29 protein-coding genes are annotated in these 26,945 nt (G+C 38.9%); 19 read left to right on the top strand and 10 right to left on the bottom strand.

Translation table 11 applies throughout. The annotated features are described in order from the left end of the window. The first annotated feature begins 54 nt into the window (after nt 1-54). From DV417_RS08145 to gnd, 8 genes are all read left to right on the top strand, one after another. Nucleotides 55-2,043: an OPT family oligopeptide transporter gene (locus DV417_RS08145; RefSeq protein ID WP_118879333.1), complete on the top strand. Its 1,989-nt coding sequence runs from the start codon at nt 55-57 to the stop codon at nt 2,041-2,043. Nucleotides 2,044-2,096: 53 nt separating this feature from the next. Beyond that, on the top strand, nt 2,097-2,513 hold the full coding sequence (locus tag DV417_RS08140) for a hypothetical protein (RefSeq protein ID WP_118879332.1): 417 nt from the start codon (nt 2,097-2,099) through the stop codon (nt 2,511-2,513). 4 nt (nt 2,514-2,517) lie between these two features. After that, nucleotides 2,518-3,327, top strand: a complete 810-nt coding sequence (gene cysQ, locus DV417_RS08135) for a 3'(2'),5'-bisphosphate nucleotidase CysQ (protein WP_118879331.1) — start codon at nt 2,518-2,520, stop codon at nt 3,325-3,327. A gap of 75 nt (nt 3,328-3,402) precedes the next feature. Continuing rightward, complete coding sequence (zwf, locus tag DV417_RS08130; protein ID WP_118879330.1) at nt 3,403-4,887, top strand: glucose-6-phosphate dehydrogenase; 1,485 nt, start codon at nt 3,403-3,405, stop codon at nt 4,885-4,887. A gap of 87 nt (nt 4,888-4,974) precedes the next feature. Further along, the gene (pgl, locus tag DV417_RS08125; protein ID WP_118879329.1) at nt 4,975-5,673 is read left to right on the top strand and encodes a 6-phosphogluconolactonase; all 699 of its coding nucleotides are present in this window, start codon (nt 4,975-4,977) and stop codon (nt 5,671-5,673) included. Between the two features lie 26 nt (nt 5,674-5,699). Continuing rightward, complete coding sequence (locus tag DV417_RS08120; RefSeq protein WP_118879328.1) at nt 5,700-6,092, top strand: GNAT family N-acetyltransferase; 393 nt, start codon at nt 5,700-5,702, stop codon at nt 6,090-6,092. A 57-nt stretch (nt 6,093-6,149) separates the two neighbouring features. Then, nucleotides 6,150-7,019, top strand: coding sequence for an LbetaH domain-containing protein (locus tag DV417_RS08115; RefSeq protein ID WP_118879327.1), 870 nt, complete (start codon nt 6,150-6,152; stop codon nt 7,017-7,019). Nucleotides 7,020-7,094: 75 nt separating this feature from the next. Further along, nucleotides 7,095-8,549 (top strand): decarboxylating NADP(+)-dependent phosphogluconate dehydrogenase, encoded by a 1,455-nt coding sequence (gnd, locus tag DV417_RS08110; RefSeq protein ID WP_118879326.1) that lies wholly within the window; start codon nt 7,095-7,097, stop codon nt 8,547-8,549. A gap of 132 nt (nt 8,550-8,681) precedes the next feature. On the opposite strand, the gene DV417_RS08105 is transcribed toward gnd, so the two are convergent. Beyond that, on the bottom strand, nt 8,682-10,004 hold the full coding sequence (locus DV417_RS08105) for an anaerobic C4-dicarboxylate transporter (protein ID WP_065246409.1): 1,323 nt from the start codon (nt 10,002-10,004) through the stop codon (nt 8,682-8,684). Nucleotides 10,005-10,252: 248 nt separating this feature from the next. On the opposite strand from DV417_RS08105, the gene DV417_RS08100 reads away from it, so the two are divergent. Together DV417_RS08100 and secB are read left to right on the top strand one after the other, a co-directional pair. Continuing rightward, nucleotides 10,253-10,699 (top strand): rhodanese-like domain-containing protein, encoded by a 447-nt coding sequence (locus DV417_RS08100; protein WP_118817380.1) that lies wholly within the window; start codon nt 10,253-10,255, stop codon nt 10,697-10,699. A gap of 13 nt (nt 10,700-10,712) precedes the next feature. Beyond that, nucleotides 10,713-11,222, top strand: coding sequence for a protein-export chaperone SecB (secB, locus tag DV417_RS08095; protein ID WP_046939952.1), 510 nt, complete (start codon nt 10,713-10,715; stop codon nt 11,220-11,222). Nucleotides 11,223-11,290: 68 nt separating this feature from the next. On the opposite strand, the gene aphA is transcribed toward secB, so the two are convergent. After that, complete coding sequence (aphA, locus tag DV417_RS08090; RefSeq protein ID WP_118879325.1) at nt 11,291-11,998, bottom strand: acid phosphatase AphA; 708 nt, start codon at nt 11,996-11,998, stop codon at nt 11,291-11,293. 217 nt (nt 11,999-12,215) lie between these two features. On the opposite strand from aphA, the gene hslV reads away from it, so the two are divergent. Together hslV and hslU are read left to right on the top strand one after the other, a co-directional pair. Beyond that, nucleotides 12,216-12,743, top strand: coding sequence for an ATP-dependent protease subunit HslV (gene hslV / locus DV417_RS08085; RefSeq protein ID WP_005629407.1), 528 nt, complete (start codon nt 12,216-12,218; stop codon nt 12,741-12,743). A 9-nt stretch (nt 12,744-12,752) separates the two neighbouring features. Continuing rightward, on the top strand, nt 12,753-14,087 hold the full coding sequence (gene hslU, locus DV417_RS08080) for an HslU--HslV peptidase ATPase subunit (protein ID WP_046939954.1): 1,335 nt from the start codon (nt 12,753-12,755) through the stop codon (nt 14,085-14,087). Nucleotides 14,088-14,404: 317 nt separating this feature from the next. Here hslU and DV417_RS08075 read toward each other — a convergent pair whose 3' ends face one another. The 4 genes from DV417_RS08075 to DV417_RS08060 form a co-directional block, all read right to left on the bottom strand. Further along, nucleotides 14,405-15,079: a phosphoglycolate phosphatase gene (locus DV417_RS08075; protein ID WP_118879324.1), complete on the bottom strand. Its 675-nt coding sequence runs from the start codon at nt 15,077-15,079 to the stop codon at nt 14,405-14,407. Nucleotides 15,080-15,124: 45 nt separating this feature from the next. Continuing rightward, nucleotides 15,125-15,799, bottom strand: a complete 675-nt coding sequence (rpe, locus tag DV417_RS08070; RefSeq protein WP_118879323.1) for a ribulose-phosphate 3-epimerase — start codon at nt 15,797-15,799, stop codon at nt 15,125-15,127. A gap of 146 nt (nt 15,800-15,945) precedes the next feature. Further along, on the bottom strand, nt 15,946-18,366 hold the full coding sequence (gene gyrB, locus DV417_RS08065; RefSeq protein ID WP_118879322.1) for a DNA topoisomerase (ATP-hydrolyzing) subunit B: 2,421 nt from the start codon (nt 18,364-18,366) through the stop codon (nt 15,946-15,948). Between the two features lie 125 nt (nt 18,367-18,491). Further along, the gene (locus DV417_RS08060; protein ID WP_118879321.1) at nt 18,492-20,804 is read right to left on the bottom strand and encodes a Tex family protein; all 2,313 of its coding nucleotides are present in this window, start codon (nt 20,802-20,804) and stop codon (nt 18,492-18,494) included. 107 nt (nt 20,805-20,911) lie between these two features. Between DV417_RS08060 and greB the strand changes: the two genes are divergently transcribed. After that, entirely contained in the window at nt 20,912-21,388 is a 477-nt protein-coding gene (gene greB / locus DV417_RS08055; protein ID WP_118879320.1) for a transcription elongation factor GreB, read from the top strand. Nucleotides 21,389-21,457: 69 nt separating this feature from the next. On the opposite strand, the gene fabR is transcribed toward greB, so the two are convergent. Both fabR and oxyR read right to left on the bottom strand, forming a co-directional pair. Further along, the gene (gene fabR / locus DV417_RS08050; RefSeq protein WP_005629669.1) at nt 21,458-22,075 is read right to left on the bottom strand and encodes an HTH-type transcriptional repressor FabR; all 618 of its coding nucleotides are present in this window, start codon (nt 22,073-22,075) and stop codon (nt 21,458-21,460) included. Further along, entirely contained in the window at nt 22,075-22,980 is a 906-nt protein-coding gene (gene oxyR, locus DV417_RS08045) for a DNA-binding transcriptional regulator OxyR (protein ID WP_118879319.1), read from the bottom strand. Before oxyR ends, fabR begins: the two co-directional genes overlap by 1 nt. Before the next feature lie 123 nt (nt 22,981-23,103). Here oxyR and pgdx point away from each other — a divergent pair, with 123 nt between their 5' ends. Then, on the top strand, nt 23,104-23,829 hold the full coding sequence (pgdx, locus tag DV417_RS08040; protein WP_009499556.1) for a hybrid peroxiredoxin PGdx: 726 nt from the start codon (nt 23,104-23,106) through the stop codon (nt 23,827-23,829). Nucleotides 23,830-23,920: 91 nt separating this feature from the next. Here pgdx and DV417_RS08035 read toward each other — a convergent pair whose 3' ends face one another. Beyond that, nucleotides 23,921-24,142: a SlyX family protein gene (locus DV417_RS08035; protein ID WP_005630530.1), complete on the bottom strand. Its 222-nt coding sequence runs from the start codon at nt 24,140-24,142 to the stop codon at nt 23,921-23,923. 97 nt (nt 24,143-24,239) lie between these two features. Between DV417_RS08035 and fkpA the strand changes: the two genes are divergently transcribed. The 5 genes from fkpA to DV417_RS08010 all read left to right on the top strand — a co-directional run bounded on the left by fkpA (nt 24,240) and on the right by DV417_RS08010 (nt 26,752). Beyond that, on the top strand, nt 24,240-24,965 hold the full coding sequence (gene fkpA, locus DV417_RS08030) for an FKBP-type peptidyl-prolyl cis-trans isomerase (RefSeq protein ID WP_005636126.1): 726 nt from the start codon (nt 24,240-24,242) through the stop codon (nt 24,963-24,965). Nucleotides 24,966-25,054: 89 nt separating this feature from the next. Further along, nucleotides 25,055-25,720: a helix-turn-helix transcriptional regulator gene (locus DV417_RS08025; RefSeq protein WP_118813340.1), complete on the top strand. Its 666-nt coding sequence runs from the start codon at nt 25,055-25,057 to the stop codon at nt 25,718-25,720. Beyond that, nucleotides 25,720-26,100: a sulfurtransferase complex subunit TusD gene (gene tusD, locus DV417_RS08020; protein ID WP_118879318.1), complete on the top strand. Its 381-nt coding sequence runs from the start codon at nt 25,720-25,722 to the stop codon at nt 26,098-26,100. Before DV417_RS08025 ends, tusD begins: the two co-directional genes overlap by 1 nt. Then, the gene (tusC, locus tag DV417_RS08015) at nt 26,097-26,456 is read left to right on the top strand and encodes a sulfurtransferase complex subunit TusC (RefSeq protein WP_118879317.1); all 360 of its coding nucleotides are present in this window, start codon (nt 26,097-26,099) and stop codon (nt 26,454-26,456) included. Before tusD ends, tusC begins: the two co-directional genes overlap by 4 nt. 8 nt (nt 26,457-26,464) lie before the next feature. Continuing rightward, entirely contained in the window at nt 26,465-26,752 is a 288-nt protein-coding gene (locus DV417_RS08010; RefSeq protein WP_118879316.1) for a DsrH/TusB family sulfur relay protein, read from the top strand. Nucleotides 26,753-26,878: 126 nt separating this feature from the next. Here the strand turns inward: DV417_RS08010 and DV417_RS08005 are convergent. Then, nucleotides 26,879-26,945: EF-Tu C-terminal domain-related protein (locus tag DV417_RS08005; RefSeq protein WP_080265453.1), on the bottom strand; the 67-nt coding region annotated here is incomplete at its 5' end.

Genomic DNA, 26,945 nt, shown 5'->3' with positions numbered 1-26,945 from the left:
CTCGATTTTTGACAATGTTTAGGTGTTTTCTTTTTTTACTCAAGGAACATTTTTATGCATAACGAAAACTTAAAAGAATTGACCGTTCGAGGGATCATACTCGGCGCATTGATTACAGTGATTTTCACTGCATCCAATGTATATCTCGGTCTAAAAGTGGGGATGACATTCGCGTCATCTATTCCTGCGGCCGTCATTTCTATGGCTGTGCTTAAATTTTTCAAAGATTCCAGTATCCTTGAAAATAACATGGTGCAAACACAGGCATCTTCAGCGGGGACTCTTTCTTCTGTGATCTTCGTCTTACCAGGCTTATTAATGATGGGTTACTGGCAAGACTTCCCATTCTGGCAAACTATGTTGATTTGTGCAGCTGGTGGTACTTTGGGCGTGTTATTCACCATTCCATTACGCCGTGCGATGGTGGTAAATAGTGATTTACCTTATCCTGAAGGTGTAGCGGCTGCTGAAATCTTAAAAGCGGGTAATCATGCAGATGGCGATAGCGGTGTGAAAGATATTGCTTACGGTGGTGTTTTAGCGGGATTAGTTGCATTTGTAACGAACGGTTTACGCGTGATGGCTGATGGTGCAAGCGCTTGGATTCAAACTGGTAAAGCGGCTTTCCAATTACCAATGGGCTTCTCCCTTGCCTTGCTTGGTGCAGGTTATTTAATTGGTATTGTCGGCGGTATTGCGATGTTAATCGGTGTTATTTTGACTTGGGGTGTGGCTGTGCCATATTTCACGATGTCAGGTGATATCGCGGCAGACGCAAGCTTAATTGATGCTGCAATGGTGGTTTGGAAAACGAAAGTACGCTTTATTGGTGTGGGTACGATTGGTATTGCGGCGATTTGGACATTACTTATTTTAATGAAACCAATGATTGAAGGGATGGTACATTCTTTCCGTATGTTGAAAGGTGGACAGGCTGAATCTGAGCATCGTGTTGATATCGACCTTTCTCCAAAAACAATGATTTATATCTTAATCGCGACAGTTGTGTTAATTGTTATTTCATTACACCACTTTATCGCGGCTGCACCTATTTCACCTGAGCTTTCCATTTTATTAGTTGTAGTTTGTACTTTCTTAGCGGTATTTATCGGCTTCTTTGTGGCTGCAGCTTCTGGTTATATGGCAGGTTTAGTAGGTTCATCTTCAAGCCCAATTTCTGGTATCGGGATTATTTCTGTTATCGTGATTTCATTGGTATTGGTGTCAATCGGTAATGCATCTGGCTTATTTGAAACCGTAGATGGTCAGAAATTTTTGACCGCACTTACACTCTTTACAGCGTCAATTGTATTAACCACCGCAACAATTTCTAACGATAACTTGCAAGATTTAAAAACGGGTTTATTAGTGGATGCGACACCTTGGCGTCAACAAGTAGCATTAATTATCGGCTGCTTTGTCGGTGCGCTTGTTATCGCGCCAGTATTAGAAATCTTATATCATGCGTATGGTTTCAGCGGTGCATTGCCACGTCCAGATATGGATCCTTCACAAGCCTTATCTGCGCCACAAGCAACATTAATGACTACCATTTCTCAAGGTATTTTCACAAATAAATTGGAATGGACTTATATCTTAACTGGTGTAGGTTTAGGCGCTGTGTTAATTACGATTGATGCATTCTTGAAAAAAGTCAGCAACAAGGTCTTTGGCTTGCCAGTTATTGCTGTGGGGATTGGTATTTACTTACCACCATCAATTAATATGCCTGTGATTGTGGGTGCATTCTTAGCGTGGATCATGACTCGCCATATTGCAAAACTTGGTAACAAAGAAGTATCAGCTAAAGCAGAACGTTTCGGTACGCTTTTCTCTGCAGGTTTAATCGTAGGTGAAAGCTTAATGGGTGTGATTTTAGCATTCATTATTGCGGCCTCTGTTACCACCGGTGGTTCTGAAGCGCCATTATCCTTAAATCTTGAAAACTGGGATACTATTGGCGAGTGGTTAGGTTTAATCGTATTTATCGTGGGCATTGTGATTTTTGCATCTCGCGTATTACGTGCGAAAAAATCTGATTAATCCTTAAATTTATTTTAGAATAGGCTACCTTTTGGATAGCCTATTTTTTTATTATGAAATCTTACTTAAAAACACTTATTTTTTTCCCTCTAATTTTACAAGTAATCGTCACCGCACTTTTGATTTGGTTTGATGATGATTCAAGTGGCGTTATTGTTCCTTTTTCTAGCTATGCTCTCACAGCATTTCTTCTTGCCACCATTCCCGCATTTTTAACCGCACTTTTAGCTGCAAAATTCCGTTACACACGTTATAACATAGCTTCGATTGTATTAGTTTCATCGTTCATTTCATTTGTTTACTGCAATATGGCATCTTATTTTTATTTGTTATTGCTTGGCGAACAAGAAACGTCCTTTTGGGGTTGGTTAACCGAAGGGGGATTATCCCTCGGGTTAATAAGCACATGCGGAATGGTATTTTATGCTCTATTTGTGATGCCGTGGTTGCTGCCAAAAACAAGAGAATAATTTTATGCTGACGCTAAACGAACACTTACTTAACCAAGTATTGCTGATTGCTTATCAAGCGGGTAAGCATTTGCAACAGTTTTATCAAAAACAGGTTCATGTTGAATTGAAAGAAGACAATACGCCTGTGACAGAAGCGGATCTTTTTGTGAGCCAATTTTTAACAGAAAAATTGACCGCACTTTTCCCTAATGTTCCTGTTCTTTCGGAAGAAAATTGCCATATTTCCTTTGAAGAACGTAAAAATTGGAAAGAATATTGGTTGATTGATCCTCTTGATGGCACACAACAATTTATTAATCGTACCGATCAATTTTCTGTTTTGATAACCTTAGTTCGTAAAAATAAACCAGTGTTAAGCGTTATTCATGCGCCAGTTTTATCGACAACTTATTATGCAATGGATAATTTCGGAGCGTTTAAAAAACAACTGGATCAGGTAAAAAAACTCACTAAAAACACGACAAATTTTGACCGCCCTTTACGAATTGCTGTAGGTGCAACCACTTCACAAGAAAAAGTGCGGTCGATTTTACCGAAGGATTTTCCTTGTGAATTTGTTGTGGTTGGTTCAAGTAGCTTAAAAAGCGGTTTGGTGGCTGAAGGTGCAGTAGATTGTTATGTTCGTTTAGGACAAACAGGCGAATGGGATACCGCTGGCACAGAAGTGTTACTGGGTGAAACTCACGGTGCCATTTTTGACTCTCATTTTGAGCCTTTAACCTATAACCAACGAGAAACCTTGATTAATCCGCATTTTGTCATGGTGGGCGATCAATCGCTCGATTGGCGTTCTATCTTTCAATTTAATTGATTGGTTCGATTGGTTTTTTTCTCTAGAATACGGCATTATTTTCCAATATTACTCGGAATCTTATAAGGAATAATTATGCAAACTGATAATAACTGTATCGTCATTTTTGGCGCGTCTGGTGACTTAACTCACCGTAAACTCATTCCTGCTCTTTATAATCTCTACAAAATCGGGCGTTTGAGTGAAAACTTTTCCGTTCTAGGTGTTGCTCGCTCTGAGTTAAATGATGAAACTTTCCGCGAAAAAATGCGTGAGGCTTTAATTAACAATGAAGAAACAACACCTGACACTTTAGATGCTTTCTGTTCTCATCTTTATTACCAAGCAGTGAATACATCTGATGCTCAAGATTATGGAAAACTTGTTCCACGCTTAGATAATCTTCATGATAAATATAAAACTTGTGGTAACACCCTTTATTATATGTCCACTCCTCCAAGTCTTTATGGCGTGATTCCTGAGTGTTTGGCTGCACATGGTTTAAATACGGAAGAATACGGCTGGAAACGTATTATTGTTGAAAAACCGTTTGGTTATGATGAAAAAACAGCGCAAGCATTAGACGTACAAATCCACCGTTTCTTTGAAGAACACCAAATTTATCGTATCGACCATTATTTAGGTAAAGAAACCGTTCAAAACTTGCTCGTATTACGTTTCTCAAATGGTTGGTTTGAACCGCTTTGGAACCGTAATTTCATTGATTATGTAGAAATTACTGGTGCAGAATCTATAGGCGTGGAAGAGCGCGGTGGCTATTATGATGGTTCTGGCGCAATGCGCGATATGTTCCAAAACCATTTGTTGCAAGTACTCGCGATGGTGGCAATGGAGCCGCCAGCGATTATTAATGCGAACTCCATGCGTGATGAAGTAGCAAAAGTGATGCATAGTTTGCGTCCATTAACTGCCGAAGATATGGAGCATAATCTCGTTTTAGGTCAATACACTGCGGCTGAAATTAACGGCAAAATGGAAAATGGCTATTTAGAAGAAAAAGGCGTACCGTCAGATTCTCGCACTGAAACCTACATCGCATTGCGTTGTGAAATTGAAAACTGGCGTTGGGCTGGTGTGCCGTTCTATGTCCGTACGGGTAAACGCTTACCGGCTCGTGTGACTGAAATTGTGATCCATTTTAAAACTACGCCACATCCTGTATTCAGCCAAAATGCACCAGAGAATAAATTGATTATTCGTATTCAACCTGATGAAGCGATTTCAATGCGTTTTGGTTTGAAAAAACCGGGTGCCGGTTTTGAAGCGAAAGAAGTATCAATGGATTTCCGTTATGCAGATTTAGCAGGCGCACAAGTATTAACTGCTTATGAACGCTTATTGTTAGATGCGATGAAAGGCGATGCAACTTTGTTTGCTCGTACTGATGCTGTGCATGCTGCATGGAAATTTGTGCAACCGATTTTAGACTACAAAGCTAATGGTGGTCGTATTCACGAATATGAAGCCGGTACTTGGGGCCCTGTGGCAGCAGATAAGTTAATTGCAAAACAAGGCAAGGTTTGGCGTAAACCGACAGGTTTAATGAAGAAAAAAGTTTAATTTATCTAATATAGGGTGGGCTTTAGCCCGCCTCTCTTAATATCGAACATAATAATGGTGGACTAAAGCCCACCCTACGGAAAATCAATGAACACTATCATCTTCCCAACGGCTCAACACGCAGTCGATAAAATTGCCCAAGAATTTGTGATTTATAGCCAATTAAATCACCCTGTGCATATTTCCCTTTCTGGTGGTTCAACGCCTAAGTTGTTATTTAAAACCCTAGCAAAATCACCTTATGCTGAACAAATTAACTGGAAAAATCTGCATTTTTGGTGGGGAGATGATCGTATGGTTCCGCCATCTGATCCTGAAAGTAACTATGGCGAAGTGCAAAAACTTTTATTCGATCATATTCAAATTCCAGCAGAAAATATTCACCGAATTCGTGGTGAAAATGAACCGCACTTTGAGTTAAAACGCTTCGAAGAAGAATTGAGTGCGGTCATTCCAAACGGTATTTTTGATTGGATCATTTTAGGTATGGGGACAGACGGTCATACCGCTTCTCTCTTCCCACATCAAACCAATTTTGATGATGAAAACCTAGCTGTCATTGCTAAGCACCCTGAAAGTGGTCAAATTCGCATTTCTAAAACAGCTAAACTCATTGAACAAGCCAAACGCATTACCTATTTGGTAACGGGTGAAAGCAAAGCAGATATTTTAAAAGAAATCCAAACGACTCTAGCGGAGAACTTACTGTATCCGGCAGCCAAAATTCACGCGAAGAATGGCGTGACGGAATGGTATTTGGATAAAGCGGCGGCAAAATTGCTATAACAAATTGAGTATCGCAGGCTTGCAAAATGATAGACTACAAAGTGAATGAACCAATTGCAGTTAAACAATTTATTGAATTGTTAAATAAAACAACGCTCGGGGCACGCCGTCCGTTAGAGGATGAAAAACGCGTCGCAGCAATGTTGCACCATGCGGATTTATTAGTGACCGCTTGGGATGGTGAACAATTAGTGGGTGTGGCACGTTCCGTGACGGATTTTGCCTATTGCTGTTATTTATCTGATTTAGCAGTTGATGAACAATATCAAAAACAAGGTATCGGTTTACAGTTAATTGAACATACTAAACAAGCCTTACATCCTCAAGCAAAAATTGTGCTTTTATCAGCTCCACAAGCCGTAGATTATTATCCGCATATTGGATTTACTCAACATATGAGTGCATGGACGAAGAGTTAAGATGACCGAACGTGGAGTTATTGGATAGTATTTCCCATGCTATTTTAAAATTAAATAATGAAAAAATATCGTTTAACAAATAATACTATTGTTTATGAAGGAAGAACACTTTATCAAATAGAAGCGCTAATAACAATTTACCCTTATGATGACGAAGAAGATAACTATTGGGATCCCCCGATTGTTGAAGAGGGCTCTCTCGGAGGATATATTGAAAGTGAAAATAATTTATCACATATAGGCAAAGCTTGGATAAAAGATAATGCAAAGGTTCTTGGAAATAGTAAGGTTCTAGATAATGCTATGGTTTCCGAAAATGCTATAGTTCGTGATAATGCAATGCTCATCCATAATGCAACAGCCTCTGGGAATGCTATAGTTTGTGAAGATTCATCTGTTGAAAATAACTCTTCGGTATACGGAGATGCTATGATTTTAGGTGCATCTACAATTCGTGGAGACTCAGACATCTTAGATAAAAGTAAAATTTGTGATTCTTCAATTAAAAATTCAATTATCTTTGATGATGCAATTATAGAAAACTCAGGTATTGTTAATGGACATATAGGTAAACATGCTCACATTCGATCATATAAAGATGTAATTTCTATATCCTACTCTGGTTTTTTAAAACTAAATCTAACCGCATATAAAACTGAAGATAATGTTTATATTGCAACAGAAAGTTATCCTAACCACGTTCGTGTTTTAGAAAGCAAAAACTTCTTTAACTTCTTATATGACTATGAAAAAAGAATATTAGATAAGAAATCCGAAGTTAAAAACAAAAATATTGCATATATACTTGATAATATTAACTCAACACTTAAAACAAGCTCTAATATTGAAGATAAAATAATCTTTAATTTTTTAATGGCTGTCTTTTTATCTTTTCAAGAGCTTTTAGAGGATAAAATATATCAATAAATATAGCATGAAATTTAGCTATACCAACATATTCAATCGGTACAAAGACTTGTACCTCACAAACAGGAGAAAACAATGTCAGTAAAAGGCGACATCGGTGTTATCGGCTTGGCCGTAATGGGGCAGAACCTCATTTTAAATATGAATGATCATGGCTTTAAAGTCGTGGCATATAACCGTACCACATCTAAAGTGGATGAATTTTTACAAGGTGCGGCAAAAGGCACGAATATTATCGGTGCATACTCTTTAGAAGATTTAGCTTCTAAATTAGAAAAACCACGTAAAGTGATGTTAATGGTGCGCGCGGGTGATGTAGTAGATCAATTCATTGAGGCATTATTACCGCACTTAGAAGAAGGCGACATCATTATTGATGGTGGTAACTCAAACTACCCAGATACCAACCGTCGTGTAAAAGCGTTGGCGGAAAAAGGCATCCGTTTTATCGGTTCGGGTGTTTCAGGTGGTGAAGAAGGTGCGCGTCATGGGCCATCTATCATGCCAGGTGGTAACCAAGAAGCGTGGCCATATATTAAACCAATCTTCCAAGCAATCTCAGCTAAAACCGAACAAGGCGAGCCTTGCTGTGACTGGGTTGGTGGTGAAGGTGCTGGCCACTTTGTGAAAATGGTTCACAATGGTATTGAATACGGCGATATGCAATTAATCTGTGAGGCTTACCAATTCTTAAAAGAAGGTTTAGGCTTAAGCTATGAAGAAATGCAAGCTATCTTCGCAGAATGGAAAAAAACTGAACTTGATAGCTATTTAATCGATATCACTACCGACATTCTTGGTTATAAAGATGCAGATGGTGAACCATTAGTTGAAAAAATCTTAGATACAGCTGGCCAAAAAGGGACAGGTAAATGGACGGGTATCAATGCATTAGATTTCGGTATTCCATTAACCTTAATCACTGAATCCGTCTTTGCTCGTTGCGTATCTTCATTTAAAGATCAACGTGTTGCAGCAAATCAATTATTCAATAAAACAGTTGTTCCAGTTGAGGGTGATAAGAAAGTTTGGATTGAAGCAGTGCGCAAAGCTTTATTGGCGTCAAAAATCATTTCTTACGCACAAGGCTTTATGCTGATTCGTGAAGCCTCTGAACAATTTGGTTGGGATATTAACTACGGTGCAACGGCGTTATTATGGCGTGAAGGTTGTATTATTCGTAGCCGATTCTTAGGCAATATTCGTGATGCATATGAAGCAAATCCAGATTTAATCTTCTTAGGTTCAGATAGTTACTTCAAAGGCATTTTAGAAAATGCATTAAGTGACTGGCGTAAAGTGGTGGCGAAATCTATCGAAGTGGGTATTCCAATGCCTTGTATGGCATCGGCTATCACCTTCTTAGACGGTTACACTTCAGCACGTTTACCAGCAAACTTATTGCAAGCTCAACGTGACTACTTCGGCGCACATACTTATGAGCGTACTGATAAACCACGCGGTGAATTCTTCCATACCAACTGGACAGGTCGTGGTGGGAATACCGCTTCTACCACCTATGATGTGTAGTTAAAAATGTCTCTAAAAATTACCGCACTTTGAGATATTAAAGTGCGGTATTTTTTTATCTTTTTTCTGTTTATATTTGGGAAATAAAAAACGGTGCTATTTCAGCACCGTTCTTTGTTATCGAATCACATTTTAAAGAATAACGTGAGAAAGACCTAAACCGATTAATAAGCAGAAAAGCATGCTCAATAAACCAGGAAGCATAAAGCTGTGGTTTAAAATGTATTTACCGATTTTGGTTGTGCCCGTAGTATCGAAGTCAATGGATGCAATGATTGGACCGTAATTAGGAATAAAGAAGTAACCATTTACTGCCACAAATACACCGATTAATACTGGTGCAGGGATACCTAATGCGATACCAAGTGGGAACAATGTTGCAACTGTTGCACCTTGGCTGTTTACTAATACTGAAAGTACAAATAGCGCGAAAGCAAATGCCCATGGTGCAGTTTCAACTAAGCCTTTCACCATTTCTTTTACTTCGGTCATGTGAGCTTGCATCAATGTATCGCCTAACCATGCAATACCGAAGATTGCAATTACTGCACGCATACCTGCGTGGAATACAGAACCTTTAGTGATTTCAGTGCCATCTGGTTTACAAGTTAAGATAATTAACGCACCAATCGCTAACATAATGATTTCGATAGTGTGTGCCATACCCATTGGTTTACCATCAAATACTGGACGTAAAGATGGAACCGCACCCATGATTACAACAAGTAATGAACCAAATAAGAATAAAGAAACAGAAATTTTAGCTGTTTTGCTCACTTCTACTTCTTTGACTGAAGTGGTAGAAGCAAAAGTATCTGCATATTTTGGATCATTTAAACGACGTTGATATTCCGGATCATCTTTTAATTCTTTACCCATTTTGTTTACAAATAAACAAGCAATAAAAATACCTAAGATGGTTGAAGGAATAGTTACCATTAATACGTCGCCAAGATGGATGCCTTGAGGTTCAAGGTAAGCCACGACCGCTACAACAGCTGCCGCAATAGGGCTTGCTACGATAGCAAATTGTGATGCGATTACCGCCATTGACATTGGACGTTCTGGACGGATACCGTTTTGACGGCTCACTTCAGCGATAACTGGTAATACAGAATATGCTACATGGCCAGTACCTGCTAAGAAAGTGAATAACCAAGTTACTGCTGGAGCGATAAACGTAATGTGTTTAGGATTACGACGTAAGATTTTGGTTGCGATTTTGATCATGTAGTCTAAACCGCCAGCTGCTTGCATTGCTGCCGCGGCAGCCACTACAGCCATAATCATAAACATAACATCAATAGGTAAACCTGCTGGTTTTAGACCAAAGCCAAAAGAAAGAATAGCAAGGCCTAAACCACCAAATACACCTAACCCGATACCACCTACACGTGCACCCACAAAGATACACAATAATACGATGGCAAATTGTAGTAAGAACATTGCAGACATACTGCCCCCTAAGTTAATTAAAAAACATCTTTGTTTTATTTGTTAAAACAGTGCTTAATATAGCAACAAATAGGTATCGATTCCATAACATGGATCAATAAATTGTAGTCAAAAGTACAGTTATTTCTAGTTTAGTTATAGAGGTATAATTCAAGGTGTTTAATGTTCATAAGAATTTTTTTGAAAGATAACCCAAGTGCGGTTATACTTGAGCCCTATTTTGACGTACTTGATTAGTAGAGAAAACAATGCAAGAATTTATCCCAATGGCAACAGAGTTTGCTCAAAAACATTCTCTTTTAGCGGTTTCTTGGTTTGCGATTTTCGTGATGGTAATTTATACCTTCTATAAAGGTGCAACGAGTAAATTTAAAGTAATCACTCACAATGAGGTAATTCGTTTAATAAATGCGGATGAAGCTATTGTGGTGGATTTACGTAGTATTGAAGAATTTCAACGTGGTCATATCATTGATAGCATTAATTTACTTCCAAGCGAAATTAAAAATCAAAACATCGGTAAAATTGAACAACACAAAGAGAAAGCAATTGTGTTGGTAGATATTAACGGTGTTTCCGCACCAGCTTCAGCTACGCTTTTAGCGAAACAAGGTTTTAACCGCGTGTTTGTGTTAAAAGAAGGCATTTCTGCATGGGCGGCGGCAAATTTACCTTTAGTTAAAAAACATAAATAATAAGGAATAGAAAATGTCAGAACAAAAACAAGACGTTGCAGCAACAGAAGAACAGCAACCCGTTCTTCAAATTCAACGTATTTATGTGAAAGATGTGTCTTTTGAAGCACCAAATCTGCCACATATTTTCCAGCAAGAATGGAAACCAAAACTTGGTTTTGATTTAAGCACCGAAACAACCCAAGTTGGTGATGACTTATATGAAGTAGTATTAAACATTTCTGTTGAAACTACACTTGAAGATAGTGGTGATCTTGCATTTATTTGTGAAGTAAAACAAGCGGGTGTATTCACTATTAGCGGTTTAGAAGATGTTCAAATGGCGCATTGTTTAACTTCTCAATGCCCGAATATGCTTTTCCCCTATGCGCGTGAATTAGTGTCTAACTTAGTAAATCGCGGTACGTTCCCTGCGTTGAATTTATCTCCAGTAAACTTTGATGCATTGTTTGTTGAATATATGAATCGTCAACAAGCAGAAAATGCAGAAGAAAAATCTGAAGAAGGTCAAACTAAACACTAATTAAGTAGTAAAACAAAAGGCAAGCTAGGAATCCTAACTTGCCTTTTTTGTTGTTAAAGTGCGGTCAATTAATAGCTTGAATTGATTAACACTTCTTCACCGTAGCCACCTAAAGTCGGCATTGGTTGATAAGTTGAGTTTGCTGCACGCATTAAACGAATACCACGAATACCCGCTTCTTTAGCTGCTAACACATCATCATCGCTGTCGCCATAGTGAATGCTAACTTTATGCGCAATAATGCCCGGGGTTTTGTTGTATTTAGTTGTGCGCTCACGTCCGCCCATAAATTCAACAGGGTGTATATTTTTAATATCAAACGCTTTTTGTAATACAGGTGTTACGCCATCCACGTTCCCTGCTGTACGACCTGTAATAAAATAAATTTGGTCTCCGCGTTCTTGGTGCATTTTGATCAAATCAGCAGCGATTTGTTTTGGAATGGAATATTTATCACAACCTGCGTTAACTTCATTCCAGAAATCTTGGTTTTTCAAATAGTCTTGTTTACCTGGAGAATATTTTTGTTGACCATAATAGAAACAAGAGCTGGTGAAAAGTACGGTGTCATCAATATCAAAGCTGACATTAATTGGACCTTTGCCTTCTAATTCTTTTTTGATTTGATCTACTGAGATCCAGTGAATTGGTTGTTCTTGCAACATTTCACGTGCATTTGTACCTGATTGAGTATAAGGCTCAGTTTTTCCTGCCATAGCTGGAATTGCTGCTGCGGTTAATAAAGCTACAACAGATAGCTTAATCATATTTTTCATAAAAACTCCTAGTTGGATGGTCATTGAATGCCATGTATCATACACATTTTATGTTTTATATCAATTTAAAGCAAACGTTTGCTATCTTGAAGTATGATCAGGCTCACATTTTTTGATTATTTTTGGCGAATAAATCATCAAAAGACTATTTTCCCTTGAATTTTGTTAATTTACCGCCATATAACGAACAACTTTTCACTTTATAAAGGACAGAACAATGACAACGATTGTAAGCGTACGTCGCAATGGGCAAGTCGTCGTAGGTGGTGATGGACAAGTTTCTTTGGGTAATACCGTAATGAAAGGCAATGCACGAAAAGTGCGCCGTTTATATAATGGCAAAGTGATTGCTGGTTTTGCGGGTGGTACTGCAGATGCATTTACACTTTTCGAATTATTTGAACGTAAACTTGAAATGCACCAAGGGCACTTACTAAAAAGTGCGGTGGAATTAGCAAAAGATTGGCGTACAGATCGTGCACTCCGTAAGTTAGAAGCGATGCTAATTGTGGCGGATGAAAAAGAAAGTTTAATCATCACGGGTATTGGCGACGTGGTTCAACCAGAAGAAGATCAAATTTTAGCAATCGGATCTGGTGGTAACTATGCGTTGTCTGCAGCACGTGCGTTGGTGGAAAACACCGAACTTTCTGCTCGTGAAATTGTTGAAAAATCTTTGAAAATTGCTGGTGATATTTGCGTGTTCACAAATACCAATTTCACTATTGAAGAATTACCGAATTAAGGAAAAAATATGTCTGAAATGACTCCTCGCGAAATAGTTTCTGAATTAGATCAACATATTATTGGTCAAGCCGATGCAAAACGTGCTGTGGCGATTGCATTGCGTAACCGTTGGCGTCGTATGCAGCTTCAAGAACCTCTGCGTCATGAAGTAACCCCAAAAAATATTTTAATGATTGGTCCAACTGGTGTGGGTAAAACTGAAATTGCGCGCCGTTTGGCAAAATTAGCTAACGCGCCATTTATCAAAGTAGAAGCAACGAAATTTACCGAAGTGGGTTATGTGGGGAAAGAGGTAGATTCCATTATTCGTGATTTAACGGATAGTGCGATGAAGCTTGTTCGCCAGCAGGAAATTGCGAAGAACAGAGCAAGGGCTGAAGATGCAGCCGAAGAGCGTATCTTGGATGCTTTACTTCCCCCAGCTAAAAATCAATGGGGCGAAGTTGAAAGCCATGATAATCACAGCAGTACTCGCCAAGCGTTCCGTAAAAAATTACGCGAAGGTCAATTAGATGATAAAGAAATCGAAATTGATGTGTCTGCAGGCGTGTCTATGGGCGTTGAAATTATGGCTCCTCCAGGCATGGAAGAAATGACAAATCAACTGCAATCATTGTTCCAAAATTTAGGTTCAGATAAAACGAAAAAACGCAAAATGAAAATTAAAGATGCGTTGAAAGCGTTGATTGATGATGAAGCAGCGAAATTAATTAACCCTGAAGAACTTAAACAAAAAGCGATTGATGCGGTAGAACAAAATGGTATCGTTTTCATCGATGAAATTGACAAAATTTGTAAGAAAGGTGAATACAGTGGTGCAGATGTATCGCGTGAAGGTGTGCAACGTGATTTACTTCCGTTAGTGGAAGGCTCGACCGTTAGTACCAAACACGGAATGGTTAAAACTGATCATATCTTATTTATTGCATCGGGTGCATTCCAAGTTGCTCGTCCTTCAGATTTAATTCCAGAGTTGCAGGGGCGTTTGCCGATTCGTGTTGAACTTACCGCATTAAGTGCGGCTGATTTTGAGCGTATTTTAACGGAGCCACATGCCTCTTTAACCGAGCAATATAAAGCCTTGATGGCAACAGAAGGGGTGAATATTGAATTTACAACCGACGCAGTGAAGAAAATTGCTGAGGCCGCATTCCGTGTTAATGAAAAAACGGAGAATATCGGTGCACGCCGTTTGCATACGGTAATGGAACGTTTAATGGATAAAATTTCTTTCAGTGCAAGTGACATGAATGGTCAAACGGTCAATATTGATGCGGCTTATGTAGCGGATGCACTTGGCGAAGTGGTTGAAAATGAAGATTTGAGTCGTTTTATTCTTTAATGATAAAGATCTTACATATAAAAGTGTGGTGAATTTTGGATCTATATCCCAAAATTGAACAGTTAATCAAATACTGAGTTCCGTATTGTACGGGACTCAGCTTTTTTATAAGTCTATTAATGGGACAAAATAGAGTTTATTCTGCCCAACTCGAAATTCTATTACATCGGCGCGAACTGTTTTTGATTCAATTCGGTTACACTAAAATCCTAATTAAAACGAAATTAGTAAGAATCGGACATCATCTGCACCTTAAATAGGCATCCTGTTTTTGGGGAAGCTCAAGGTTCACCGCACTTTTTTGTTAGATAAGAAACTTAAAGAATCGTTAAGAGCTGGGCAAAATCATCAAACACCCAATCTGGATTGGATTCACTGATAGGGATATTGTAATTGTAACCGTAAGTTAAACCAACAACTGCACAGCCAGCAGCGTGGCCTGCGATAATATCATTTTTAGAATCACCCACGAAAAGCACTTGGCGTGGTTCAAAACCAAATTTTCCGCATAAATAATAAAGCGGACCTGGATGTGGTTTAATGGCAGGTAAAGATTGCCCCCCCAACATTTCACTAAATAAATGATCAATGCCAAATGCAGCCAATACCGGTTGAACGTGCTTCGTCGGTTTATTGGTAACAACTGCTAAGACATAACCTTTTTTTTTCAAAGTTTCTAATGTTTCTTTTACATTCGGATACAGGCGACTGACATTACATAAATTCTCGCCATAATAAAAATTAAAACGTTCTGTTACTTGCTTAACCTCTGTTTCAGTTAACTCTTTTCCTGTTTGTTTTTGCGCCCAATCTAACGCACGGGCAATTAATACAGGCGCACCATTACCGATCCAAGTTAACACTAATTCTTCTGGCGCTTTCGGTAAATCAAATTCAGCCAAGGCAGAATTTACGGATAACGCTAAATCAGGCAAGCTATTTACCAACGTACCATCTAAATCAAAGCCAATAAGTTTAAATTGTGTATTCATTGTTTTTCTCTGTTCTATTGCAATCGCATTTCATTAAAATGACAGTTATGCGCCTACATTCGCTAACTGTGTACGCATTTGGTCAATTACTTGTTTATAATCTGGCTTACCAAAAATTGCGGAACCTGCTACGAACATATCAGCACCCGCTGCAGCAATTTCTGCGATGTTATCAACCTTCACGCCGCCATCTACTTCAAGACGAATGTCATAACCACTTTCATCAATAATCTTACGAGCCTGTTGTAATTTCTTCAATGCTGCTGGAATAAAAGATTGTCCGCCAAATCCAGGATTCACTGACATTAATAAAACCACATCCACTTTATCCAAAACGTAATCTAAATAGCTCAACGGTGTCGCAGGATTAAACACTAATCCAGATTTACAACCACAATCGCGAATAAGCTGCAAAGAGCGGTCAATATGTTCGCTAGATTCTGGGTGGAAAGTGATGTAGTTCGCACCTGCTTTAGCAAAATCGGGAATAATACGATCTACGGGTTTTACCATTAAATGCACATCTATCGGTGCGGTAATGCCATAATCACGTAAAGCTTGACATACCGCAGGCCCAAAAGTGAGATTAGGTACATAATGATTATCCATTACATCAAAATGAATAACATCCGCACCCGCATTAAGTACGTTTTGTACATCATCACCAAGACGAGCGAGATCAGCAGAAAGAATTGAGGGGGCGATAAGATAAGGTTTCATAAAGGTTCTCCGTTGAGAAAATGAGTGCATTTAGTTTACTCACTTAAGTTCAAAAAACCAATAGTAATCCTTGTATGAAATAATAAGATAAACAAAGAAAGGGCACTTGAGTGCCCTTTCAGTTATTAATATAAATAGACGGAAATTTACACGTCCAAATTTGCTCTTAACGCATTCAGCTCAATGAACTCACGGCGTGGCTCAACTTCATCTCCCATTAAGGTTGTGAAGAGTTGATCCGCTGCAACAGCATCCTTAATAGAAACCTTCAACATACGACGTGAATTTGGATCCATTGTGGTTTCCCAAAGTTGGTCTGCGTTCATTTCACCAAGTCCTTTATAACGTTGTACTTCAAGGCCTTTACGAGATTCTTTCACTAGCCATTCAACGGCTTGTTCAAAGCTACGCACTGGTTGTACTTTTTCACCGCGTGTGACATAAGCGCCTTCTTCTAATAAACCATTGAGTTGTTTATTAAGAGAAACAATTTTCGCGTATTCATTGCCATGAACAAAATCAAAATTCAAGAAATAATCGGTATCAATACCGTGTTTACGAACAGTAATCACCGCTTCATACACTTGGCGTTCCGCGTTAAATTGTGTACGCACTGAATATTGATGCGCTTCTGTTTCTTTTGCTGTCAGTTGTTCAATAAAAGATTTACCCCAATTTTCAACCGCACTTTCGTTTTTCATCATTTCAACAGAAATTGGCGATTGATAAATTAATCCTTGCAACACAGGAGTTGGATAATGGCGACTTAAACGGCCGATAAGTTTTTGTACGCTGTTATATTCTGCCACCAATTTTTCAAATACAAGGGCATTCATTGCTGGTGCATTTGCGCTAATATGTAATTCCGCGCCATCTAAAGCAAGCGTTAATTCATATTGCTCCATTTCATCCGCATCTTTAATGTAGCGTTCTTGTTTTCCTTTTTTCACTTTGTAAAGTGGCGGCTGAGCAATGTAAACATAACCACGCTCAATAAGCTCAGGCATTTGACGATAGAAAAACGTTAAAAGCAATGTGCGGATGTGAGAACCATCCACGTCAGCATCAGTCATGATAATGATATGATGATAACGTAATTTATCTGGATTATATTCATCACGACCAATACCGCAACCTAAAGCTGTAATTAATGTGCCCACTTCTTGGGAAGACAACATTTTGTCGAAACGTGCTTTTTCTACGTTTAAGATTTTACCTTTCAATGGCAAAATTGCTTGAGTTTTACGATCACGACCAACTTTTGCAGAACCACCCGCGGAGTCTCCCTCCACCAAGTAAAGTTCAGAAAGTGCAGGATCTTTTTCTTGGCAGTCTGCAAGTTTACCCGGCAACCCTGCAATATCTAATGCCCCTTTACGGCGCGTCATTTCACGAGCTTTACGTGCGGCTTCACGCGCACGAGCAGCCATAATAATTTGGTTTACGATGATTTTTGCATCTGCAGGATTTTCCAATAAATATTCCTGCATTTTTTCATTCATCGCAGATTCCACCGCACTTTTAACTTCTGAAGACACGAGTTTGTCTTTAGTTTGCGATGAGAATTTTGGATCAGGCACTTTAACTGAAATAATCGCCACCAAACCTTCACGCGCATCATCGCCTGAAGTCGCCACTTTTTCTTTTTTCAGCATACCCTCGTTTTCCATGTAGCTGTTTAAGCTACGGGTTAAAGCCCCACGAAAACCTGCTAAGTGAGTACCACCGTCACGTTGAGGAATATTGTTAGTAAAGCAATACACGTTTTCATTTACACCATCATTCCACTGCAAGGCAACTTCTACACCGATGCCATCTTTCTCAGCCGTAAAATAAAATGGTTTAGGATGAATTGGGTTTTTATTTTTGTTCAAATATTCTACGAATGCTTGAATACCGCCTTCGTAATGGAAATGATCTTCAGAGCCATCACGTTTATCAATTAAACGAATAGATACGCCAGAGTTCAAGAAAGAAAGCTCGCGTAAGCGTTTTGCTAAGATTTTGTAATCAAAGGTTGTGATAGCAAAAATATCCGAGCTTGGCCAAAAACGAACAGTTGTCCCCGTTGCCTCTGTGTCACCAATCACTGTTAATGGCGCTTGTGGCTCACCTAAATGATAGAATTGCTCATGAACGTGACCTTGACGACGAATGGTTAACTGTAATTTATCAGAAAGCGCATTCACCACTGATACGCCCACACCGTGTAAACCGCCTGATACTTTATAAGAGTTATCGTCAAATTTACCACCAGCGTGAAGCACGGTCATGATAACTTCTGCTGCAGAAACGCCTTCTTCAGGGTGAATATCCACAGGAATACCACGCCCATCATCTTGCACCGATACTGAATTATCATCGTGAATTGTCACGATAATATCGGAACAATGGCCAGCGAGGGCTTCATCAATGGCATTATCCACCACTTCAAATACCATATGGTGCAAACCAGTACCGTCATCGGTATCACCGATATACATACCAGGACGTTTACGCACCGCATCAAGGCCTTTTAATACTTTAATGCTCGATGCACCATAGTTATCATTGGTCGTTTCTGACATAATTTATCTCATTCTTTTGTAAATAAAAATTGGGCGGAATTATAGCAAAAAATCGCCGTTTTGGCGATGCTTTTCGGGAAAGGAAAGATATAAAAAAAGGGCGAATAATCTCGCCCTATAACTTGTTATTTTTTCCAATTTTTTAGCGCATCAGCAAAGGCATTGCCCATCACATTATTACCTCTTGAATTACGCTCCTCTCGCTGCGTATTTCCACGAGGTCTTGCGGATAAAGTGCGGTCAGATTTGCCGTCATTTTTGACCGCACTTTCATCTAATCGCATCGTCAACGCGATACGTTTACGCGGCACATCTACTTCCAACACTTTCACTTTCACGATATCTCCTGTTTTCACCACTTGATGTGGGTCTTCTACGAATTTATCGCTTAATGATGAAATATGTACTAAACCGTCTTGGTGAACACCGATATCCACAAATGCGCCGAAATTAGTCACATTAGTGACGGTACCTTCTAAAATCATACCTGGTTTTAAATCTGTGATTTCTTCCACGCCTTCTGCGAATACCGCAGTTTTAAACTCACCACGCGGATCGCGACCTGGTTTTTCCAATTCTTTGAAAATATCTTGAATGGTCGGTAAACCAAATTGCTCATCAATAAATTGTTTTGCATCAAGCTGACGTACCACACCGGCATTGCCCATTAAATCTTGAATAGATTGCGCAGTGGCTTGCAAGATTTTTTCGACCACAGGGTAAGCTTCAGGGTGAACACCTGAAGCATCAAGTGGATTTTTCCCGTCTGCAATACGCATAAAGCCTGCACATTGCTCAAAAGCTTTTGGTCCTAAACGCGGCACTTTTTTCAATTCACTGCGACTTTCAAAACGGCCATTTTCATCACGGTATTCCACAATGTTTTGCGCTAAAGTTTTCGTCATTCCAGCCACGCGAGCAAGCAATGGTGCAGATGCTGTGTTCAAATCCACACCCACCGCGTTTACACAGTCTTCCACCACCGCATCGAGTTTACGCGCAAGTTGGGTTTGGTTTACATCGTGCTGATATTGCCCTACACCAATGGCTTTCGGTTCGATTTTCACTAATTCTGCCAATGGATCTTGTAAACGACGCGCGATAGAGACCGCACCACGTAAAGACACATCTAAATTTGGAAATTCATTTGCGGCAAATTCAGAAGCAGAATAAACGGACGCGCCTGCTTCGCTCACTACAACGGTTTGAGGTTTATTTTCTTTGATTTCTTTAATCACTTCTTTCGCAAAACGTTCGGTTTCACGAGAAGCGGTACCATTACCAATGGCAATTAATTCCACGTTATGTTTGCGAATTAAGCTGAAAATCGCCACTTGTGCTTCCGCTTCACGCCCTGTGTGTGGATAAATGGTGGTGGTATCTAATAATTTACCTGTGTTATCCACCACCGCGACTTTAACACCTGTGCGTAAGCCCGGATCCAAGCCCATAGTGCTTTTCGCGCCAGCTGGTGCGGCCATTAAAAGTGCGGTCAGATTTCTAGCAAAAACATCAATGGCTTCTTCTTCCGCTTTTTCACGTAAACTTGCCATTAATTCTGTTTCTAAATGCAACGAAACTTTGATTTTCCACGTCCATGCAATCACTTGTTCACGCCATTTATCCGCTGGCTGACCCGTGAAACGGGCATCTAAATAATCACGAATAATCTCTTCACAATAGCTTTGGCGACTACCCTCTTCTGCATCAGGATCAGCATTTAAGCTTAATTGTAAAATGCCCTCATTACGTCCACGGAACATGGCTAATGCACGGTGAGAAGGTACATTTTTCAATAATTCTTGGTGGTCGAAATAATCTTGGAATTTTGCGCCTTCCGTTTCTTTGCCTTCGATCACTTTAGATACAATAACCGCATTTTTCGCTAAATAATCACGGACCTTAGCTAATAAACCCGCATCTTCAGCAAAACGTTCCATTAAAATATAGCGTGCACCGTCTAACGCAGCTTTGCTATCAGCTACGCCTTTTTCAGCATCAACAAAGGAAAGTGCGGTTGATTCTGGATCATTTTTTGGCTCGTTCCAAAGTAAATCAGCCAATGGCTCAAGACCCACTTCAATCGCAATTTGCCCTTTAGTACGACGTTTCGGTTTGTATGGCAAATACAAATCTTCTAATTCGGTTTTGCTTTGTGTCGCATGGATTTTGTCACGCAATTCATCGGTCAATTTCCCTTGCTCTTCAATAGATTTCAAAATGGTTTGACGACGATCTTCTAATTCACGTAAATAAATTAAACGAGTTTCAAAATGACGAAGTTGGGTGTCATCCAAGCCACCAGTGGCTTCTTTACGATAACGGGCAATAAATGGAATGGTGTTGCCATCATCTAATAATTGAATGGCGGCGAGGATTTGTTGGGGTTGAACGGTTAATTCTGCCGCAATAATTTGGCTAATTTGTTGATTTAACATTGTCATACTTCTTTGTTATGAAAGGATTCGAGAAAAAACAGGGATAGAATACTGGTTTTAGGCTATTGGCTCAAATATAATTCGAAAAACTTTCTTTTATTTTTATTATGGCAAAATCAAATTATATTACCCGTCAAGGCTGGAATGAGCTTGATCAAGAACTCAAGTTTTTGTGGAAAGAAGAACGCCCCAAAGTAACCCAAGCTGTTTCAGATGCTGCCGCTCTTGGTGACCGCAGTGAAAATGCAGAATATATTTACGGAAAACGTCGCTTACGTGAAATTGATCGTCGTGTACGTTTTTTAACTAAAAGATTGGAAGCACTACAAATTGTCGATTACAACCCAAAGCAAGAGGGAAAAATTTTCTTTGGCGCATGGGTAGAATTGGAAAATGAAGATGGTGAAATCAAGCAATATCGTATCGTCGGTTGCGATGAATTTGCCCCTGCGAAAAATTGGATATCCATTGATTCCCCAGTTGCTCGAGCTTTAATCGGAAAAACATTAGACGACGAAGTGCGGGTAGAAACGCCCTCAGGTTTTATCACACTTTATGTGAATAAAATTTGGTATGAGAAATAACTCGGAAAAATAAAAGATAGTGAATATCTAAGCACAAAGAGAAAACTAATAGGCTAGATATAAACTATCTTACTTGCCTCTTTCCTTATTCGCTGCAAAATCAGCGCCTTTTGCAAGCATTCTCAACTGCAAAATTACTCTAGCTTTAAGTTGCTCACGTTCAGCTTTACTCATATCTAAAGCATTAGCCCCAGCAGTGAATACGATTGTTACGATACCTTCCGCTTGAACATAAGCAACATATTGTGAATATTGATGTTTGTAGGAAATATATTCTGCTAACTCATCAACAAAATGCTTAATTTCACGTGCTGCCGCAGTACGAAAAGCTTGAGAAGTGCCTGAACTTTCACGTAATAGCAAGCGAAAAACGTTCGTACTGTTAGTGATAAATTCAAAAAATGTATCCACAGAAACAGAAATAACGCTACCGCCAGCATCAATACGTTTACGCGCTTGACGCATTAATTGGCGCAACATCAAACCAGCTTCATCCACCATTTCTAAGCCGAGTTCATCCATATCGCTAAAATGACGATAGAAAGATGTAGGCGCAATTCCAGCCTCGCGGGCAACTTCTCGCAAACTCAAATTAGAAAAACTTTTTTCTGCGCTAAGTTGATTAAATGCCGCATCCACTAAAGCTCGACGAGTCTTTTCTTTTTGAACAGCACGAACACCAGCCATTATTTCAACCCACCTAGAATAGATTTAACTTTATCGCTGACCGCACTTGCTACACGCTCGTAACGATTACGCAATGGTGAACCAGGACGATAAACCAACGCAATGGTGCGTGATGGCTCAGGCGAATAACAAGGAATATATTTCACACCTTTTCGCGTGCCTTCATTTAGTACTGCCAATTCAGGCATAAAAGTGATACCAGCATTTGCTGCCACCATATTACGCAAAGTTTCAAGGCTAGTCGCTTGGAAATGGGAATTTTCTTTTGCACCAGCAGTGAAGCAATAATCTAACGCTTGATTACGCAAACAATGGCCATCATCAAGCATTAACATTTCTTGACCATTTAACTGGTTCATTGAAAGTTTACTTTCTTGAGCCCAAGGATGATGCTCAGATACGGCAAGTAACATTTTCTCGTTGAAAATAGGTACTTCAATAAAAGCCTCAGTTTCAGGAACAGTGGCAACGATGGCACAATCTAAGCGTCCCGTTTCCAATTGTTCTAATAGTTGATGCGTTTGAGCTTCATAAAGAAAAACTTCTAAATCAGGGAATGCCGCTTTTAACGTTGGTACAATATAAGGGAGCAAGTAAGGACCAACTGTTGGAATTAAACCGATGTGTAATGGCCCGGTCATTTCTTTACCTTGATTACTCGCCATTTCTTTCAATAATTTTACTTCTCGAAGAACTGTACGAGCCTGATCAACTAACAACATCCCAGATTGAGTAAACAACACCTTACGACTGGTGCGCTCTAACAAGATAATACCGAGCTCATCTTCTAATTTACGAATTTGACCACTTAATGTCGGTTGACTCACATTACAAGAATCGGCAGCACGACGGAAATGTTTATATTCAGATAAGGCAACAAGATATTCTAGATCACGGATATTCATGAGATTTTCCCTATAGAAAAATTCAATTAAAAGAATAGAATTAATTGATTATGACTATATCATAATTTTCCCTATAATACAGCGCGTAAAATTTAAATTAACAACCAATAGGAGAAAAAAACAATGTCTAATATGGAAGGAAAAAAAGTCCCTCAAGTGACATTCCGCACTCGTCAGGGTGATAAATGGGTTGATGTAACTACCTCTGAATTATTTGATAACAAAACAGTGATCGTGTTCTCATTACCAGGCGCATTCACTCCAACTTGCTCATCATCACACTTACCACGTTACAACGAATTAGCACCAGTATTCAAAAAATACGGTGTAGACGATATTCTCGTTGTATCTGTAAATGATACTTTCGTAATGAACGCATGGAAAGAAGATGAAAAATCTGAAAACATCACTTTCATTCCAGATGGTAATGGTGAATTTACCGAAGGTATGGGTATGTTAGTTGGTAAAGAAGATTTAGGTTTTGGTAAACGTTCATGGCGTTATTCTATGCTTGTGAAAAACGGCGTAGTTGAAAAAATGTTTATCGAACCAAACGAACCAGGCGATCCGTTCAAAGTATCCGATGCTGACACTATGTTGAAATACCTTGCGCCACAACACCAAGTGCAAGAGTCTATTTCAATCTTCACAAAACCTGGCTGTCCTTTCTGTGCAAAAGCAAAACAACTTTTACACGATAAAGGCTTAAGCTTCGAAGAAATCGTATTAGGTCACGATGCAACAATCGTGAGCGTACGTGCAGTTTCAGGTCGTACTACTGTTCCACAAGTGTTTATCGGTGGTAAACACATTGGCGGTAGCGACGATTTGGAAAAATACTTTGCATAAGCAGGCAAGTATTTAGCTGATTATTATTTGGGAATGTAATTTAAAGGGCGCATTAAGCGCCCTTTTCATTTGAACGAATTTATTGCAGAAATTAATAATGGGGCGGTGGCGTTTCTTCAGATTGGCTTGCAATGTTAGAGGGTTGAAAATCTTTTAATTTATTTGCCATATAACGCAATTGGACTTGCATTTTATCTATATCAAATTGCTGTTGAACTAAAGCGTGATTTAATTCATCTAATAACTGTTCCTGAAATGCAATTTTCGTTTCAAGTTCTTCGATGCGATTTTCTAACATTTGTTGAATTTGCATAAATTTTCTCTAAATTCTAAAAAAAAGTTGAGAATAGATAGAAAGCCATTTAATCTATTCCTCGTATTATTCCATTCATTATAAAGGATTAACTCATATGTTAAAAATTCAAAAATTATCTATCGCAGCATTAATGGTAAGTGCGGTGATTTCTGGCCAAGTTTTTGCAGAAGATAGCGCATTCGATGAGAAAGCGGCATCTTATGCCGTAGGTACACTCATGGGCGGTCAAATGAAAGATCTTGTAGATTCACACAAAGAAGTCATCAAATATGATAATGCGCGTATTTTAGATGGTTTAAAAGATGCCTTAGAAGGTAAAGTGGATGTTCGTAAAGATGAAAAAATCCAAAAAACCTTAGAATCTATTGAAGCAAAATTAATGGCTGCGTCAAAAGCAAAAGCAGAATCTATTGCTAAACAAGCAAAAGAAGAAGGTGATAAATTCCGTGCTGAATTTGCTAAAGGTAAAGATGTAAAAACTACTCAATCTGGTTTAATGTACAAAATTGAAAACGCAGGTAAAGGCGATGCAATCAAAGCAACAGATACCGTTAAAGTACATTACACGGGTAAATTACCAAATGGAAAAGTATTTGATAGCTCCGTAGAGCGCGGTCAACCTGTAGAATTCCAACTTGATCAAGTAATTAAAGGCTGGACTGAAGGTCTTCAATTAGTGAAAAAAGGCGGAAAAATTCAATTAGTCATTGCCCCTGAATTAGGCTATGGCGAACAAGGTGCTGGCGCATCTATTCCACCAAATTCAACATTAATTTTTGATGTGGAAGTATTAGACGTCAATCCAAAAGCTGCAAAATAATTAATGAATTTAATAGCGCGCGTTCTTTAACGCGTGCTTTTTATTATAAAAAACAAGCGGAATTTTTACCGCACTTTTAACCTAACACTATGACTTTAAACGACAAATATCCTTTCACCGACGAAGATCGCACTATCATAAACTCCTACAAAGCGGTCGTTGATGGTGTAAGCGCACTGATTGGCGAACATTGTGAAATCGTGCTTCATTCTCTAGAAGATATTGAACATTCTGCTATTTGTATTGCTAACGGACATAACACTAATCGACAAGTTGGTTCACCAATCACCGATCTTGCCTTACGTTCGCTACGAAATATGCAAAGTGAAAGTGTTTCAAAGCCTTATTTTACACGAGCAAAAGGCAGCGTACTGATGAAATCAGTCACTATTGCCATTCGTAATAAAACTCAGCGTATTATTGGTTTGCTTTGTATCAATATTAATTTAGATGTACCCGTATCTCAATTTTTACAATGCTTTATGCCAATGGAGCATACGAATGAAACATCTTCAGTGAACTTTGCGAGTTCTGTGGAAGACTTGGTTGCGCAGACTATTGAAAAAACAATAGAAGAAGTCAATGCGGATCGCTCTGTTGCCAATAATACTAAAAACCGACAAATCGTCCTTTCTCTTTACGAAAAAGGTATTTTTGATATTAAAGATGCGATTAATTTAGTCGCAGAACGTTTAGATATTTCCCGACATACGGTTTACCTGTACATCCGCCAAATCAAACAAGAGCAAGAATAATGCGCTATGTTATCGCCGTCAAAAGCCCTGTTTACGGAAAACAAGGGGCGTTTTTAGCTTATCAATTTGCAGACGCCTTAATCAAAAAAGGACACGAAATCTCACAGATTTTTTTCTTTCAAGATGGAGTGAATAACGGAAATGCATTAGTGTATCCAGCTAATGATGAAGTTAATTTACAAAAACATTGGCAAATGTTTTCCATCACCCACAATGTTCCTTTGCATTTATGTGTTGCAGCATCTCAACGACGAGGTGTTGTTGATAACTTAACAACATCAACCACAGATCACTACAATCTTGCAGAGGGATTTACGATTGCAGGCCTTGGTGAATTTATGGCAGCAAGTTTAAAAGCAGATCGAGTAATAACCCTATGAAGATAGCCTTTTTATTTCGCACATCTCCACATGGCACATCCATTTCACGAGAAGGCTTAGATGCAATTCTTGCCGCAACAGCTTTTTGTGACCCAGATGACATTGGCGTATTTTTTATAGATGATGGTGTACTAAATCTTATTAATCATCAACAACCTGAACTCATTCAACAGAAAGACTTCATTCGAACCTTTAAATTATTAGATTTATATGATGTAGAACAACGCTTTATCTGCATAACGTCTTTACAGAAATTTAAGCTAGATAATGAGCAGCTCATCCTATCTTGTGAAAAAATTGACCGCTCTTTATTAATAGAAAAGCTTAATCAAGCAGAAAAATTGTTTACTTTCTAAGGAATATTATGCTTTATACATTTTCCCAGTCAGATTACCCCAAAACTGAACTAGATGATTACTTTTCATACGTTACAGAAAAAGATGCGATAGTATTATGGCAAGATGGTGTGTTATTGGCAGTAAAATACCCTGATTATTTTGCCAAATGTAAAGGGAATTGCATGATATTGAAACGAGATATTTTAGCAAGAAATCTCACCGCACTTTTACCTCAAAACAGCAAGATAAAATTAATTTCAATAGAAGAACTTGTTGGAATCACTGAAAATTATTTACCGCAGCTATCACTATAAAATCAAATAATCTAGTAAATACTTAAGCGAAATATCAGACACAGAATAAACAAAAAGTGCGGAACGTTTTCCCCGCACTTTTCTTTTGTCTTCTTTCTGTCTCTAAGACATTTAAGAATCCATCAATTATTTGATGATTTTCGCTACAACACCAGCACCTACTGTACGGCCACCTTCACGGATTGCGAAACGT

The organism is Haemophilus haemolyticus, from assembly GCF_003490935.1.
GTDB classification, from domain to species: Bacteria; Pseudomonadota; Gammaproteobacteria; order Enterobacterales; family Pasteurellaceae; genus Haemophilus; species Haemophilus haemolyticus_M.
This window is presented reverse-complemented; position numbering and strand designations above follow the sequence as displayed.

Coding starts and splice junctions, on each gene's coding strand:
- DV417_RS08145 (WP_118879333.1), top strand. CDS start 55: ATGCATAACGAAAACTTAAAAGAATTGACCGTTCGAGGGATCATACTC.
- hslV (WP_005629407.1), top strand. CDS start 12,216: ATGACAACGATTGTAAGCGTACGTCGCAATGGGCAAGTCGTCGTAGGT.
- secB (WP_046939952.1), top strand. CDS start 10,713: ATGTCAGAACAAAAACAAGACGTTGCAGCAACAGAAGAACAGCAACCC.
- DV417_RS08060 (WP_118879321.1), bottom strand. CDS start 20,804: ATGTTAAATCAACAAATTAGCCAAATTATTGCGGCAGAATTAACCGTT.
- pgdx (WP_009499556.1), top strand. CDS start 23,104: ATGTCTAATATGGAAGGAAAAAAAGTCCCTCAAGTGACATTCCGCACT.
- DV417_RS08115 (WP_118879327.1), top strand. CDS start 6,150: ATGAAAAAATATCGTTTAACAAATAATACTATTGTTTATGAAGGAAGA.
- DV417_RS08120 (WP_118879328.1), top strand. CDS start 5,700: ATGATAGACTACAAAGTGAATGAACCAATTGCAGTTAAACAATTTATT.
- fabR (WP_005629669.1), bottom strand. CDS start 22,075: ATGGCTGGTGTTCGTGCTGTTCAAAAAGAAAAGACTCGTCGAGCTTTA.
- gyrB (WP_118879322.1), bottom strand. CDS start 18,366: ATGTCAGAAACGACCAATGATAACTATGGTGCATCGAGCATTAAAGTA.
- cysQ (WP_118879331.1), top strand. CDS start 2,518: ATGCTGACGCTAAACGAACACTTACTTAACCAAGTATTGCTGATTGCT.
- DV417_RS08075 (WP_118879324.1), bottom strand. CDS start 15,079: ATGAATACACAATTTAAACTTATTGGCTTTGATTTAGATGGTACGTTG.
- DV417_RS08105 (WP_065246409.1), bottom strand. CDS start 10,004: ATGTCTGCAATGTTCTTACTACAATTTGCCATCGTATTATTGTGTATC.
- fkpA (WP_005636126.1), top strand. CDS start 24,240: ATGTTAAAAATTCAAAAATTATCTATCGCAGCATTAATGGTAAGTGCG.
- DV417_RS08100 (WP_118817380.1), top strand. CDS start 10,253: ATGCAAGAATTTATCCCAATGGCAACAGAGTTTGCTCAAAAACATTCT.
- greB (WP_118879320.1), top strand. CDS start 20,912: ATGGCAAAATCAAATTATATTACCCGTCAAGGCTGGAATGAGCTTGAT.
- DV417_RS08010 (WP_118879316.1), top strand. CDS start 26,465: ATGCTTTATACATTTTCCCAGTCAGATTACCCCAAAACTGAACTAGAT.
- gnd (WP_118879326.1), top strand. CDS start 7,095: ATGTCAGTAAAAGGCGACATCGGTGTTATCGGCTTGGCCGTAATGGGG.
- hslU (WP_046939954.1), top strand. CDS start 12,753: ATGTCTGAAATGACTCCTCGCGAAATAGTTTCTGAATTAGATCAACAT.
- DV417_RS08025 (WP_118813340.1), top strand. CDS start 25,055: ATGACTTTAAACGACAAATATCCTTTCACCGACGAAGATCGCACTATC.
- zwf (WP_118879330.1), top strand. CDS start 3,403: ATGCAAACTGATAATAACTGTATCGTCATTTTTGGCGCGTCTGGTGAC.
- tusC (WP_118879317.1), top strand. CDS start 26,097: ATGAAGATAGCCTTTTTATTTCGCACATCTCCACATGGCACATCCATT.
- oxyR (WP_118879319.1), bottom strand. CDS start 22,980: ATGAATATCCGTGATCTAGAATATCTTGTTGCCTTATCTGAATATAAA.
- aphA (WP_118879325.1), bottom strand. CDS start 11,998: ATGAAAAATATGATTAAGCTATCTGTTGTAGCTTTATTAACCGCAGCA.
- pgl (WP_118879329.1), top strand. CDS start 4,975: ATGAACACTATCATCTTCCCAACGGCTCAACACGCAGTCGATAAAATT.
- DV417_RS08140 (WP_118879332.1), top strand. CDS start 2,097: ATGAAATCTTACTTAAAAACACTTATTTTTTTCCCTCTAATTTTACAA.
- rpe (WP_118879323.1), bottom strand. CDS start 15,799: ATGAAACCTTATCTTATCGCCCCCTCAATTCTTTCTGCTGATCTCGCT.
- DV417_RS08035 (WP_005630530.1), bottom strand. CDS start 24,142: ATGCAAATTCAACAAATGTTAGAAAATCGCATCGAAGAACTTGAAACG.
- tusD (WP_118879318.1), top strand. CDS start 25,720: ATGCGCTATGTTATCGCCGTCAAAAGCCCTGTTTACGGAAAACAAGGG.